This is a genomic window from Streptomyces sp. XD-27 (assembly GCF_030553055.1).
Lineage (GTDB): Bacteria > Actinomycetota > Actinomycetes > Streptomycetales > Streptomycetaceae > Streptomyces.
On record NZ_CP130713.1, the window covers coordinates 1,711,144 to 1,724,304 of the forward strand.

11 protein-coding genes are annotated in these 13,161 nt (G+C 70.2%); 6 read left to right on the forward strand and 5 right to left on the reverse strand.

Annotation, left to right across the window (positions count from 1 at the left end; genetic code table 11):
* Positions 1-3 precede the first annotated feature (3 nt).
* Positions 4-660: an MBL fold metallo-hydrolase gene (locus Q3Y56_RS07280; protein WP_304461134.1), complete on the forward strand. Its 657-nt coding sequence runs from the start codon at positions 4-6 to the stop codon at positions 658-660.
* Between the two features lie 57 nt (positions 661-717).
* Here Q3Y56_RS07280 and Q3Y56_RS07285 read toward each other — a convergent pair whose 3' ends face one another.
* From Q3Y56_RS07285 to uvrB, 4 genes are all read right to left on the reverse strand, one after another.
* Positions 718-1,734, reverse strand: a complete 1,017-nt coding sequence (locus Q3Y56_RS07285) for a TerC family protein (RefSeq protein ID WP_304461135.1) — start codon at positions 1,732-1,734, stop codon at positions 718-720.
* Positions 1,735-1,950: 216 nt separating this feature from the next.
* On the reverse strand, positions 1,951-3,870 hold the full coding sequence (locus Q3Y56_RS07290; RefSeq protein WP_304461136.1) for a TerD family protein: 1,920 nt from the start codon (positions 3,868-3,870) through the stop codon (positions 1,951-1,953).
* Between the two features lie 118 nt (positions 3,871-3,988).
* A complete protein-coding gene (locus Q3Y56_RS07295) occupies positions 3,989-4,567 on the reverse strand; it encodes a TerD family protein (RefSeq protein WP_304461137.1) in 579 nt (192 codons plus the stop codon).
* Between the two features lie 152 nt (positions 4,568-4,719).
* Positions 4,720-6,849: an excinuclease ABC subunit UvrB gene (gene uvrB / locus Q3Y56_RS07300; protein ID WP_304461138.1), complete on the reverse strand. Its 2,130-nt coding sequence runs from the start codon at positions 6,847-6,849 to the stop codon at positions 4,720-4,722.
* 230 nt (positions 6,850-7,079) lie between these two features.
* Here uvrB and Q3Y56_RS07305 point away from each other — a divergent pair, with 230 nt between their 5' ends.
* Positions 7,080-7,982, forward strand: coding sequence for a glycerophosphodiester phosphodiesterase family protein (locus Q3Y56_RS07305; RefSeq protein WP_304461139.1), 903 nt, complete (start codon positions 7,080-7,082; stop codon positions 7,980-7,982).
* Positions 7,983-8,143: 161 nt separating this feature from the next.
* Positions 8,144-8,716 carry a methylated-DNA--[protein]-cysteine S-methyltransferase gene (locus Q3Y56_RS07310; protein ID WP_304461140.1) on the forward strand — a complete coding sequence of 191 codons (573 nt, stop codon included), beginning with the start codon at positions 8,144-8,146 and terminating at the stop codon, positions 8,714-8,716.
* Between the two features lie 25 nt (positions 8,717-8,741).
* Here the strand turns inward: Q3Y56_RS07310 and Q3Y56_RS07315 are convergent, their stop codons facing one another.
* A complete protein-coding gene (locus Q3Y56_RS07315; RefSeq protein WP_304465503.1) occupies positions 8,742-9,383 on the reverse strand; it encodes a uridine kinase in 642 nt (213 codons plus the stop codon).
* 74 nt (positions 9,384-9,457) lie between these two features.
* On the opposite strand from Q3Y56_RS07315, the gene Q3Y56_RS07320 reads away from it, so the two are divergent.
* From Q3Y56_RS07320 to Q3Y56_RS07330, 3 genes are all read left to right on the forward strand, one after another.
* A complete protein-coding gene (locus Q3Y56_RS07320) occupies positions 9,458-10,003 on the forward strand; it encodes a DUF1697 domain-containing protein (protein ID WP_304461141.1) in 546 nt (181 codons plus the stop codon).
* Positions 10,004-10,112: 109 nt separating this feature from the next.
* Positions 10,113-11,282 (forward strand): aromatic acid exporter family protein, encoded by a 1,170-nt coding sequence (locus tag Q3Y56_RS07325; protein WP_304461142.1) that lies wholly within the window; start codon positions 10,113-10,115, stop codon positions 11,280-11,282.
* A 171-nt stretch (positions 11,283-11,453) separates the two neighbouring features.
* Positions 11,454-12,890 carry a WGR domain-containing protein gene (locus tag Q3Y56_RS07330; RefSeq protein WP_304461143.1) on the forward strand — a complete coding sequence of 479 codons (1,437 nt, stop codon included), beginning with the start codon at positions 11,454-11,456 and terminating at the stop codon, positions 12,888-12,890.
* Positions 12,891-13,161 lie beyond the last annotated feature (271 nt).

The window sequence follows — 13,161 nt, forward strand, 5'->3', positions numbered from 1 at the left end:
GCCATGACGTACAGCGGAGCGGTGAAGGTCGGCGGGCCTGCGGAGACGCACGAGCTGCCCGACCTGATGATCTCGAAGGTCGCGGTCGGTCCCATGAACAACAACGCCTATCTGTTGCGCTGCCGCGCGACCGATGAGCAGCTGCTGATCGACGCCGCCGCCGAACCCCATACCCTGCTGACCCTGATCGGCGAGGACGGCATCGCGTCCGTGGTCACCACCCACCGGCACGCCGACCACTGGGGCGCGCTGCGTGAGGTGGTGGACGCCACCGGCGCCACGACCTACGCCGGACGGTACGACGCCGAGGGCATTCCGGTGCCGACGCAGGTGCCGGTCGAGGACGGCGACACGATCCGCGTCGGCCGCGTGGAGCTGACCGCCCGGCACCTGGTCGGGCACACCCCGGGCAGCATCGCCCTGATCTACGACGACCCGCACGGCCACGCGCACGTGTTCACCGGCGACTGCCTGTTCCCGGGCGGGGTCGGCAACACCCATGACGACGCCGCCGCGTTCACCAGCCTGATCAACGACGTCGAGTCCAAGCTCTTCGAGGCCCTGTCGGACGAGACCTGGGTCTACCCGGGCCACGGCGACGACACCACGCTCGGCGCCGAGCGTCCGCACCTGGCCGAGTGGCGCGAACGCGGCTGGTGACCATGGTGCCGCCCCTCCTCGCGGCCGGCGACGGCTGCGAGGAGGGGCGGCGTTCCCTCAGGCCTCGACGCTGTCCTTCTCCCTGCTGTCGGCCCCGCTCTGAGCGGTCTCCTGGGAGCCCTCCGCGGCGGCCTGCTTCTTCGAGGCGTACAGGCTGGTGACCGTGGTGACGGCGAGCACCACGCAGATGACGCCCAGCGAGACCGGGATGCTGATCTCCGGGACGTGGACGCCGCCTTCGTGCAGCGCGTGCAGCACCAGCTTCACCCCGATGAAACCGAGGATGACCGACAGGCCGTAGGAGAGGTGGACCAGCTTCTTCAGCAGTCCGCCGATGAGGAAGTACAGCTGCCGCAGACCCATCAGCGCGAACGCGTTGGCCGTGAAGACGATGTACGGGTCCTGGGTGAGGCCGAAGATCGCGGGTATCGAGTCCAGCGCGAACAGGACGTCGGTCGTACCGATCGCCAGCATGACGATCAGCATCGGGGTCATCAGGCGCTTGCCGTTCTCGACGATGAACAGCTTGGTGCCGTGGTACGCGTCGGTGGACGGGATGCGCTTCTCGACCATCTTCAGGAAGCGGTTCTCCTCGAACTCCTCGTCCTCCTCATCGGCCCGCGCCTCCTGGATGAGCTTCCAGGCCGTCCAGATGAGGAACGCGCCGAAGATGTAGAACACCCAGGCGAAGTTCGCAATGATCGCGGCACCGGCGCCGATGAACCCCGCGCGCAGGACGAGCGCGATGAGCACGCCCACCATCAGCACACGCTGCTGATAGATCGACGGCACCGCGAACTTCGCCATGATCAGGACGAAGACGAAGAGGTTGTCGACGCTCAGCGACTTCTCGGTGATGAATCCCGCGAAGAACTCGCCCGACGGCTGGCCGCCGCCGAAGATCAGCAGTCCGAGCCCGAAGAGCCCGGCCAGCGCGATCCAGACCGCGGTCCAGATCCCGGCCTCCTTGAGGGAGACCTCGTGCGGCTTGCGGCCGCCTATGAAGAAGTCGAGGGCGATGAGGGCGCACAGACCGACGATCGTCAGCACCCACAACGTCAAAGAAACATCCACTGGTCCTCCGGCATTCGTACGGCAAATTTCAGCGTCGTCGCTGCCGGAGGTCTCTTCCACCCGCGAAAGCACCACGGGCCGACGCCCCGGGACCGGCACGGGCCGGCCCGTATTGACGGGTACGTCGCAGCGGGAGTACTCCCCTCCGCACGAAGGAGAGTACAGGAACACCCATGGAATAGTAAAGAGAAGGGTAAATCCCCTGGTCAGATGGGGTCAGTTGCCATAGGCCCGCCGCGCCTGCGCCACCTGCGAGAGGACCTGGTCGAGGACCTGACTGCCCACCGGGGCGAGCGACGGCTCGTACGTCCACGCATGGCCGACCCACGGGTCGGCCAGGTGGTCGTCCGGGACCGGCGTGATCCGCAGCAGCGCCCGCCACAGCGGATCGAGCACCGGCCCGTACGCCCGCGCGTCCTGCCGGTCGGCCACCATCATCAGATGGACACCGACGGCCGGGCCCTCGTCCGCGAGGTAGCGCAGCTGGGTGACCGCCCTGTCGTCGAAGCCGTGCGGGAAGTCATGGACGATCAGAAGCTGCTGGGCGGTGTCCAGATCCGGCGGCAGCGCATCGGCGGCACCGCTGCGGATGGCCATCTGCACCAGGTCGACGCGCTGCGTCAGCCCTGCCAGCACCGCGTTCACGCCCTGCGCGCCCGCCGCGGGCGGCTCCCGCAGCACACCGGAGCGGGTCAGCGGCGCGAGTGAGGACGCGGCGGATCCCGCCGGGTCGATCACGTGCACCGTGAACTCCCCCGCGGGATAGACCGCGAGCAGCCGGGCGGCGTGCGCGACCGCGGTGTCCATGGCCTTGCGGCGCAGTTCGGCGGAGTCCAGCAGCGCGGCGTCCGAGGAGCCGTCGCGCCCGCTGTCGATCCACAGCCCGCGTTCGAGCGGCAGCCGCAGGAGCATCGGAATGCGCAGCCCCGTGCTCTCGGGAAGGTGCAGGTCGCCGAGGCGCAGCGCCATCGGCATCTCCATCGGCACCTGGTAGCCCTGCCATACCGGGTTGTCCCAGCGGGCGTAGGCGGGCGGCAGCGCGGGCTCGACGACCTCGGCCTCCGCCGTCAGCTGCGCCACGTCCCGGTCCAGGACGACTCGGGCCTGTTCGACGAGCTGGGTGTGCTTGGCCCGGGCCTCGGCGCGCGCGGAGTCGGCGGCCGGCCCGACGCGGGTACTCGGGTCGGACAGCACCCGGTCCAGCTCCTGCTCCATACGGGAGTCCGCGAAGTCGACGGCGCTGCGATAGGCGGCGGTCGTACGCGCCAGGTCCTCGAACATGCCCCAGACCTGGTTGTAGAGCCGCTCGTCCATGGTCCATCCGGAGGCGTCGCCCGCGACGGGCACGGCGGGCTGCCCCGGAGGCGCGGGCGGGGCGACGGGAGCCGGGGTGGGCGGCGCCGTGGTACGGCGGCCAGGGTGCTGGTAGTTGACGGATCCGCCCGACTGGGCAGGGGGCTGCGGGGCACCTCCGGACGGCTGCGCGGCGGGCCCGCCCTGAGCCGGGGCACTGCCGCCCGCCGTCGCCGTACGTACCCGGCCGGAGTCGCCGGAGCGGGGCGGGGGCTGGGCCACGGAGCGCGCCATGCCCAGGGCGACGGCATCGTTGATCCGCGCGGCGAGTTCGGCGGCCTCGGGCAGCCCCTGGTCCTGGAGCATGGCGGCCAGTCCGCCCGCGTACCCCTGGCCTACGGCGCGCACCTTCCAGACGTCCTGCCTGCGGTAGAGCTCCAGGGCGACCACGGCGGACTCGGAGTCCAGATCGGTGATGGTGTACCCGGCGATCCCGGCTCCGTCGAGGCCGGTGACCACGATGAACGGCGCGGGCAGGGCGCCGAACCGGACGGGTCCGCCCACCCCCACCGGGAGCGCGAGCAGCACATTGACCCGGTGGACGCCGTCGGGCAGCGCGTCCAGGTCGACGGCGAGCCGGTGGTCGGCCGCGGCCTGTTTGGAGACCTCTACGCCGGGGAGCTGGGGGGCGGCGGGGTGCGCGACCCATTCCGCTCCGCGGACCGTGCCCTGTTCATCGCCCAGTGTCGCTCCGGCCACGACCGGCTCGCCGGCCGAGACCCGGACCTCCAAACGGGTCTGGGGCAGGGGGTGGTTCTGCCCTCGGACCAGCTCGGCCGTCATCGCGTGCGCTCCCTTGTTACGTCGATCGTTGCGTGTACCCGTCGGCCCGGCGGCGCGTCGCCGCCGGGCCGTCACATGTCGTGGGCCGAGCGGCCGGTCAGCCGGCCGCCGGCACCACTCACAGGTGCGGGGCGATGAAGGGCATGAGGTCCTGGAAGGTGCGGCCGTTGGCGGGCTCGCCGAGCGCCTTCATCTGCCAGCCGTTCCCCGCACGCTGCACCTTCGCCATGATCTGGGCGGTGTACTGACCGCCGCCGGTGAGGGTGTAGCGCGCCAGTTCCTGGCCGTTGGTCTCGTCCACCAGACGGCAGAACGCGTTCTGCACCTCGGCGAAGGTCTGGCCGGTGAAGGAGTTGACGGTGAAGACGATCTGGTCGATGTGCACCGGCACGCGCTGCAGGTCGACCAGGATCGCCTCGTCGTCGCCGCCCTGGCCCACGCCGCCCACGAGGTTGTCACCGGTGTGCCGGACGGAACCGTCGTCGCTCGTCAGGTGACGGAAGAAGACGACGTCCGTCGGCTGCTGTCCGGCGAACAGCACAGCCGAGGCGTCGAGGTCGATCTCCCGCGTACGGGACCCGAACAGCCCGCGGCGCGCGGCGGCCTGCCACCCCAGTCCCATGCGCACCGCGGTCAGGGTTCCGCCGTCGGCCTTCTGCAGGCTGATGGACTGGCCCTTGGTCATGTTGACCGTCACGTGCTGTCCCTACTCTCATTTCTCGAATCCCCGCGGCCGCCCGTCGGTGCGGCCCTTCCTGAAACCCTATGCACTGCCGCGGGCGGACCGGGAATCGGCGGCGGCTTTGTGTCGTTCTTGCAACACACCGCATGCGTGTCCGGTCCCCGAGGTCAGGCGAGCCCGGCTTCCCGCATCTGCCGGAGCTCCTTCTTCAACTCCCCCACCTCGTCGCGCAGCCGGGCCGCGACCTCGAACTGCAGCTCCGCCGCCGCGGCGCGCATCCGCTCGGTCATCTCCTCGATGAGCTCGGCGAGTTCGGTGGCGGGCCGGTCGGTCGGCTTGCCGCCCTTCGCCCCCTGCTTGTGCGCGGCGAGCGCGGGCACCGGCGCCTTGGCCTGGCCCTTGCCCTTGACCCCGCCCTGTTCCTGCTGCCGGTAGCCGCTGCCCAGCAGTTCCTTGGTGTCGATCTCCTCGCGCGCGATGGTGGCGACGATGTCGCCGATCTTCTTTCGGAGCGGCTGCGGGTCGATGCCGTTCGCCTTGTTGTAGGCGATCTGCTTGTCCCGGCGGCGGTTGGTCTCGTCGATGGCCTTCTCCATCGCCGGGGTGATCTTGTCGGCGTACATGTGGACCTGGCCCGAGACGTTACGGGCGGCACGTCCGATCGTCTGGATCAGCGAGGTCCCGGAGCGCAGGAAGCCTTCCTTGTCGGCGTCCAGGATCGCGACCAGGGAGACCTCCGGGAGGTCCAGGCCCTCGCGCAGCAGGTTGATGCCGACCAGGACGTCGTACTCGCCGGCGCGCAGCTCGCGCAGCAGTTCCACGCGGCGCAGCGTGTCGACGTCGCTGTGCAGATAGCGCACCTGGATGCCGAGTTCCAGCATGTAGTCGGTGAGGTCCTCGGCCATCTTCTTGGTCAGGGTGGTCACCAGGACGCGCTCGTCCTTCTCGGTGCGCGTGCGGATCTCGTGGATGAGGTCGTCGATCTGTCCCTCGGTGGGCTTGACCACGACCTCGGGGTCGACCAGTCCGGTGGGCCGGATGATCTGCTCGACGAAGCCGTCGCCGCGCGAGAGCTCGTACGGACCGGGCGTCGCGGACAGGTACACGGTCTGGTCGACCCGCTCCAGGAACTCCTCCCACTTGAGTGGGCGGTTGTCCAGGGCGGAGGGCAGCCGGAAGCCGTGCTCGATCAGCGTGCGCTTACGGGAGGCGTCGCCCTCGTACATGGCGCCGATCTGCGGGACGGTGACGTGCGACTCGTCGATGACGAGGAGGAAGTCCTCGGGGAAGTAGTCGAGCAGGGTGTGCGGCGGGGTCCCGGACTCGCGGCCGTCGATGTGCAGCGAGTAGTTCTCGATGCCGGAGCAGGTGCCGATCTGGCGCATCATCTCGATGTCGTAGGTCGTCCGCATCCGCAGTCGCTGGGCTTCGAGGAGCTTGCCCTGCTTCTCCAGCCGGGCCAGCGTCTCCTCCAGCTCGCGCTCGATCCCGGCGATGGCCCGCTCCATGCGCTCGGGTCCCGCGACGTAGTGGGTGGCCGGGAAGACGTACAGCTCCTGGTCGTCGGAGATGACCTCGCCGGTCAGCGGGTGGAGCGTGGACAGGGCCTCGATCTCGTCGCCGAACATCTCGATGCGGACCGCGAGCTCCTCGTAGACCGGGAAGATCTCGATGGTGTCGCCGCGGACCCGGAAGGTGCCGCGGGTGAACGCCACGTCGTTGCGCGTGTACTGGATGTCCACGAATCTGCGCAGCAGCTGGTCGCGGTCGATCTCGTCGCCGACCTTGAGCGGCACCATCCGGTCGACGTACTCCTGCGGTGTGCCCAGGCCGTAGATGCAGGAGACGGAGGCCACCACGACGACGTCGCGCCGGGTGAGCAGGGAGTTCGTGGCGGAGTGGCGCAGCCGCTCGACCTCCTCGTTGATGGAGGAGTCCTTCTCGATGTAGGTGTCCGACTGCGGGACGTACGCCTCGGGCTGGTAGTAGTCGTAGTACGAGACGAAGTACTCCACCGCGTTGTTCGGCAGAAGCTCGCGGAACTCGTTGGCGAGCTGCGCGGCGAGCGTCTTGTTGGGCGCCATCACGAGGGTCGGCCGCTGGAGCTTCTCGATCATCCACGCGGTGGTCGCGGACTTGCCGGTGCCGGTCGCCCCGAGCAACACGACGTCCTTCTCACCGGCGCGGATGCGCCGCTCGAGGTCGGTGATGGCCGTCGGCTGGTCGCCGCTGGGCTGGTAGGGGCTGACGACCTCGAAGGGCGCCACCTTGCGTTCGATCTGGGATACGGGCCGCATGGGTCCACCGTACGACCGACCACTGACAGACGGCGCCCGTGACCCGATCGGCCGAACGCCCGCGACTTTGTCATTTCATCATCTGTCTGTCCGATGTCTATCCCCCGGTGCACCTCGGCTGGCACCCTCAGCGCGTCCGAAGAGGATCCATCGCCCACGCTGTGTCACAGACGCTGTGTGACAAATGCTCCGTGACCGACCTGCCGTGACAGACGATGCGAGGAGTCCGTATGCACATCCGCACTGCCGCTGCCCTCGCCGGCGCGCTCCTGGGAATGCCCGCGCTCTTCCTCCCCACCTCGGCGGCACAGGCCGCCGACGAGCCACAGAGAACGATCACCATCGCCCACCGCGGTGCCTCGGCCTACGCCCCCGAGAACACCCTGGCGGCCGTCGACGCGGCCGACGACCTGGGGATCAAGTGGGTCGAGAACGACGTCCAGCGCACCAAGGACGGTGAGCTGATCGTCATGCACGACACCACGCTGAACCGGACCACGGACGTCGAGCAGCTCTTCCCCGGCCGGGCCCCGTGGAAGATCGCCGACTTCACGCTCGACGAGATCAAGCGGCTGGACGCGGGCAGCTGGTTCGGTCCCGAGTTCGCGAACGAGCGGGTGCCCACGCTCAAGGAGTACATCAGGCGGGTCTCGCACAACCGGCAGAGCCTGCTGATGGAGCTCAAGGCCCCCGAGCTCTACCCCGGCATCGAGAGCCAGACGCTGCGCCAGCTGCGCAGGCAGGGCTGGCTGAACCACCAGCATGTCAAGCACCGGCTGATCGTGCAGAGCTTCAACGCCACTTCCATGGAGACGGTCCACAAGCTGCGCCCCGATGTGAAGACCGGCTTCCTGGGCACCCCGTCCGTCGCCGACCTGCCGAAGTACGCGGAGTTCGCCGACCAGATCAACCCGAGTCACAAGACGATCGACGAGGCCTACGTCGCGGCGGTGCACGCCGTGAACGGCGCGCACGGCAAGCCGTTCGAGGTCTTCACATGGACCGTGAACGACGCCCCCACCGCCGTCAAGGTCGCGCGGATGGGCGTGGACGGCATCATCACCAATACGCCGGATGTCGTGCGCGACGCCCTGGAGGACGCCGGGCACGCGGTCATGGCGGGTTCCCGATGAGGCGCTGACGACGCCGGGACGGCCGGGCAGCGCGGGACGGCGCGCCGGGGGTGGGCGGACGCTCCCTTCCCTCGGCGCCGCCCGCGCTCCCGGTGCCCCGCGCTCCCCGTGCCCCGAGCTCTCGACGCCCCGTTGTCAGTGCCCGCGCCTAGTCTGAACACGTGACGAACACAGAGCCGAACGAGTCGGCTGAGCAGCACGGGGCGCGCCCGTGGTCCTGGGCGGTGCTGGACACCCCCATCGGGCCGCTGCTGCTCGCCGCCACCGACCGTGGCCTGGTCCAGGTCGTGTTCCACGCCGACGACGCGACCGCGGCGGAGGCCGTGTCGCGGCTCACGCGCCGCTTCGGCGCCGCTCCGGGCCCGGACTGCCGGGACCTGCTCGACATGGCGATACGCGAGCTGAAAGCGTATTTCCGCGGGGAGCTGCGCGTGTTCACCACGCCCCTCGACTGGTCGCTGAGCGCCGGCTTCAACCGCCGCGTGCTGCGTGAACTCGCCGACCATGTGCCGTACGGGGCCGTCGTGGGCTACCAGGACCTCGCCGACCGGGTGTCCGAGCCGGGCGCCGCCCGCGCGGTCGGCACAGCCATGGGCAGCAATCCGCTGCCGGTCGTCGTCCCCTGCCACCGCGTGGTGGAGAGCGACGGCGGGATAGGCGGATTCGGCGGCGGCCTGGAGACCAAGCGGCGCCTGCTCGCCCTGGAGGGCGTCCTGCCGCAGCCGCTGTTCTGAGAGCTCCACTGCGCCCGCGCGCCGCTCACCGAGCCGTGCCGCTCCACGCCGGATGCCGGGGGTCGTCGGCGCGCACCACGATGTCGGCGGTCTCGGCAGGCCGCACCTCGTCCTCGTAGCGCGCGAACGCGGGCAGTGTCCACCGCTCGCCGTCGTCCGTGCGCCGGGCGAGCGCGGACGGGGACAGCCGCACATGTACCGAGAGGTCGAAGGGGAACCAGTGGCCGAGCAGCAGCGGTCCGTGCAGCACCAGCACGCCACCCGGCGGAAGTCGGGTGTACGGGCTGCGCGTCGCCCGGTCCGCGACCGGGTCCCACAGGTCGGGCAGCACAAGGCCGGTGCCGCCCGGCTCCAGCGGCGTGAAGACCTCCCTCCACAGCGCACCGGTGTCCGTCCACCCGGAGTAGTACGAGTCGACGTCCTGCCGTCCGTACTCGTAACGCAGCGAGGCGGGCCTCAGGAAGCCGCGGGCCGCCACGACCAGCGCGGGTCGGCCGCGCGTACGCAGGGTCTGCGACAGCCGTTCGGCCAGGTCGCCGGTGCGCGCGGCGGGCGCGCCGTCGACGGCCACGCGCAGCCAGGAGCCGCCGTCGGCGGTCCGTGCAGCGGTGACACGGTCCGCGAGGACCTCGCTCAGCCGTTCCCAGGTGATCGCCTCCCACCGCACTCCCCCATCATGCCTGTCCATGCAGCGCGCTTCCGGCCCCGGGCCGCGCCCTTCCTCCCGAGGAGACCGAAGAAATGGCAGCCCAGATCGTCCTGCTGCGTGGCATCAACGTCGGCGGCCACCGCAAGTTCTCCATGGCGGAGCAGCGCGACCTGATGCGGGCCCTGGGGTACGAGCGGGTCACCGTCCACCTCCAGACGGGCAACATCGTGCTGGCCGACCCGGGCACCCCGCCCGAGGAGACCGTCCGGGCCATCGAGGAGCGGACCGCCGCCGACCTCGGTTTCCGGGTCTCCGCGATGGTGCGCACGCGCGAGGAGCTCGCCGCGGTGGTGGCGGCGAACCCGTATCCGCAGGCAGCGGCCGAGCCGAAGACGCTGCATGTCGTGTTCCTGTCCGACGTGCCCGCCGACACCGCCCCGCTGGACGAGCTCGACATGGCGTCCTTCGCTCCGGACCGGTTCCGGCTCGTGGGCCGGGAGATCTACCTCTGGTGCCCGAACGGGGTCGGCCGCTCCAAGCTCGCCGCGAAGATCAACGGCATGCGTCTGGGCGTCACGGTCACCGCGCGGAACTGGAACACGGTCACCAAGCTGCTCGCACTGGCCGACGCCGCCTGAACGGCCGAGGGGTGGAAGGCACCGCCAGGCAGGTGTCAGCCCGGGCTCGCGGTGTCTGCCCCCGCCCAGGAGCGGGAATGGGCAGAAGGTGCGTGATGTAACCGAGCCCATGACCGAGCTGGTGAGGAAACGCGGTCGCCAGCCCGTCGTCGTCCAGGCGCTGCGCTCCACCGTGGCCGCGACGATCTCGTACGTCGTCGCGCTCCAGCTCAGCAGCGAACCGGCCCCGCTGACCGCTCCGCTCACCGCGCTGCTCGTCGTCCAGGTGACGCTCTATTCGACACTGACCACGGGCATCCGCAGGGTGAACTCGGTGGTGGCCGGAGTCCTCATCGCCATCGGTTTCAGCGCCCTGGTGGGCCTGACGTGGTGGAGCCTGTGCCTGATCATCCTCGCGTCACTGGCCGCCGGGCACCTCGTGCGGGTGGACGAGTTCGTCCCCGAGGTGGCGATCAGCGCCATGCTCGTCCTCGGCGTGACCCAGGTGGCGGACACGGCCTGGGACCGGGTCCTGGAGACGCTCATCGGCGCCATGGTGGGCATGCTGTTCAACCTCCTGTTCGCCCCGCCGGTGTGGGTGCACACCGCGGGCGAGTCCATCCAGGACCTCGCCCGCCGCCTGCGCGACCTGCTGGTCCTCATCGGCGAGGAACTCGGCGCCCACACTCCCGTCGAGCGCGCCGCCGCCCGCCTCCACGAGGCCCGCCGTCTGGACAACGACGTCGCCCAGGTGGACGCGGCCCTCCGCCAGGCCGAGGACAGTCTGCGCCTCAATCCCCGCGTCAAGGAGGGCCTGCTCCACCGGGTCGTCCTGCGCACCGGCCTGGACACCCTGGAGATCTGCACGGTGGTCCTCCGCGTGCTGGCACGCAGCCTTACGGACCTGGCCAAGCACCGCAGGGACGAGCCCCTCTTCCCGCCGGATGTGGCCGACGCGCTGCAGGAGCTGTTCACGCACATCGCCAAAGCGGTGGAGAGCTTCGCGATGCTGGTCACCACCCAGATCAGCAAGAACGCCGAAGAGGCGGAGTCCCGGCTGTCGAGCGAACTGGAGGAGGCGGCCATCAGCCGCGAACACGCGGCGCGTCTGCTGCTCCAGCGCGTCCAGCAGCATCCCCAGCAGTGGCAGTTGCACGGGGCGCTGCTGTCGGAGGTCGACCGGATCCTGGACGAGCTGGACCTGGAGCACCGTACGACGCGCCTGATGGAGGAGCTGGACCGCAGCGCGCGCGAGCAGCGGGAGCGCTTCCCACGACTGCGCAAGCTCACCCGTCTGTGACGTCTACTGCGGCGGACAGCGCCGGGGCTGACGCCACTCATCGGGAACACCGCGGCGGGTCCGGTGTCCGGCGCCGGGGAGTCCGAGCTTGCCCGGCCGTTGTCAGTGGTCGGCCCTACGGTGTTGATCAGTGGGAGTCACCCACCACCGACACCTTGGGAGGGGCTTGCCGTGTCCGGATCGAAGACGTATCTGGAGCTGTCGCAAGAGGGCAGCGGTGCGCACAAGTTCTACGAAGTGACCGTGGACGGCGTCACCGTGTCGGTGCGTTACGGCCGGATCGGCGCGGCGGGGCAGGTGCAGACCTCCACGTTCCCGACCGCCGCGAGGGCGCGGGCCGCGGCCGACAAGAAGGTCAGCGAGAAGGTGCGCAAGGGCTACGCCCCGGCTGTCCAGGGGCGGCGCGCGGCCCGCCCGGTCACCCGCCGCCAGGTCTCCTCGGCCCCGTCGACCGCGCGGGCCGTCGCGCCGGTGCTGTGGCGCTTCCGCACCGGCGCCGCCGCCTTCGGCATCCACATCAGCGAGGACCGCTGCTGGGTCGGCAACCAGGCCGGGGACGTGTACGCGGTCGGCCACGACGGCGAGGTGCTCGCCCGCTACCAGCTGCCCGACGGGGTGAAGTGCCTGGTCGCCGACGACTTCTGGATCTACGCGGGCTGCGACGACGGAACGGTCTACGACCTGTCCTCCAAACTGCCCTTCGCCGCCTACGAGATCGCCACCGACGTCGACATCTTCTGGCTGGACATCCACGAAGGCATCCTCAACGTCGCCGACCGCAAGGGCGGACTGACGGTCATCGACCACGAGGACGAGTTCCAGTGGTCGCGCGGCAGCACGGGCGAGCACGCCTGGATGGTGCGTCGCGACGACCGAGCCGTCTACCACGGCCACCAGCGGGGCGTCACGGCCTACGCCTGCGACGGCACCGCCGAACTGTGGCACACCCCGACGTCCGGTGCGGTGCTGTTCGGCTGGCAGGAGGCCGACGCGGTGTACGCCGGCACCGACCGCCGCGTCGTCCAGCGCCTGTCCAAGGCGACCGGCCGGATCGAGGCCACGTACCGCTGCGACACCGTCGTCTACTCCTGCGCCACCGCGCCCGGCGGCGGTTACGTCTTCGCGGGCGACTCCGCCTCGTCCGTGTACTGCTTCGCCGAGGACGGCACCCGGCTGTGGAAGCTCGGCACCGGCGGCGGCTCGGCGCTGTCCATGCAGTATCTGGACGAGAAGCTCTACGTCGTCACCACCGACGGCTCGCTGGTCTGCATCGACGCGAGCGACGCGGCGATCGCGGCCGCGCAGGGCGGCACCCTCCCCACAGCCCTGGACGTCAAGTCGGCCGCGGGTCTGCCCACGTACGCCCCGGCCACCACGGTCCAGACCGTGACCGCGGCGTCCGCGCCGGGGAGCGGCGTGATCATCGAATGCGTGCAGGACGGCAGCCGGCTGCGGATGCGCGTCATCACCGACGGCTACGACCCGCGATGGAACGTCCAGTTCCCCCGCCGGATACGCGAGGCGGGCGCCCGTTACGTGGTCGACGCCCTGCATCCGGCTTCCGGTGGCTTCTACCGGGTCCGCGGCGAGATCCGCCGTCTGCTGTAGGAAGCGGAGCGGGCCCGGGGGCGTAGCCTGCCCCCGGGCCCCGTGATGCCGCCCAGTTCGCACGCCGGCGTCACTGCGGGCACAGGTCAGTCATCATGTCGTCGTGTTCTGCCTTTGAACTACCGCGCATCGGAAAGGAATGACAGCTGCGCGGGCCGGACTTGAACCGGCATCCGACGACCAAGCCTGGGCCCGGTCTGTCCGGCGATCGGCGGCGAATGCTGAGTCTGGAGCGAGAGTCTGAGATTGATCACGGTCTGGTGTTCGCCAC

What these genes read in the sequence shown, in the direction of transcription:
- Q3Y56_RS07305 (WP_304461139.1), top strand. Translation starts at nt 7,080, where the DNA reads ATGCACATCCGCACTGCCGCTGCCCTCGCCGGCGCGCTCCTGGGAATG.
- uvrB (WP_304461138.1), bottom strand. Translation starts at nt 6,849, where the DNA reads ATGCGGCCCGTATCCCAGATCGAACGCAAGGTGGCGCCCTTCGAGGTC.
- Q3Y56_RS07325 (WP_304461142.1), top strand. Translation starts at nt 10,113, where the DNA reads ATGACCGAGCTGGTGAGGAAACGCGGTCGCCAGCCCGTCGTCGTCCAG.
- Q3Y56_RS07320 (WP_304461141.1), top strand. Translation starts at nt 9,458, where the DNA reads ATGGCAGCCCAGATCGTCCTGCTGCGTGGCATCAACGTCGGCGGCCAC.
- Q3Y56_RS07280 (WP_304461134.1), top strand. Translation starts at nt 4, where the DNA reads ATGACGTACAGCGGAGCGGTGAAGGTCGGCGGGCCTGCGGAGACGCAC.
- Q3Y56_RS07290 (WP_304461136.1), bottom strand. Translation starts at nt 3,870, where the DNA reads ATGACGGCCGAGCTGGTCCGAGGGCAGAACCACCCCCTGCCCCAGACC.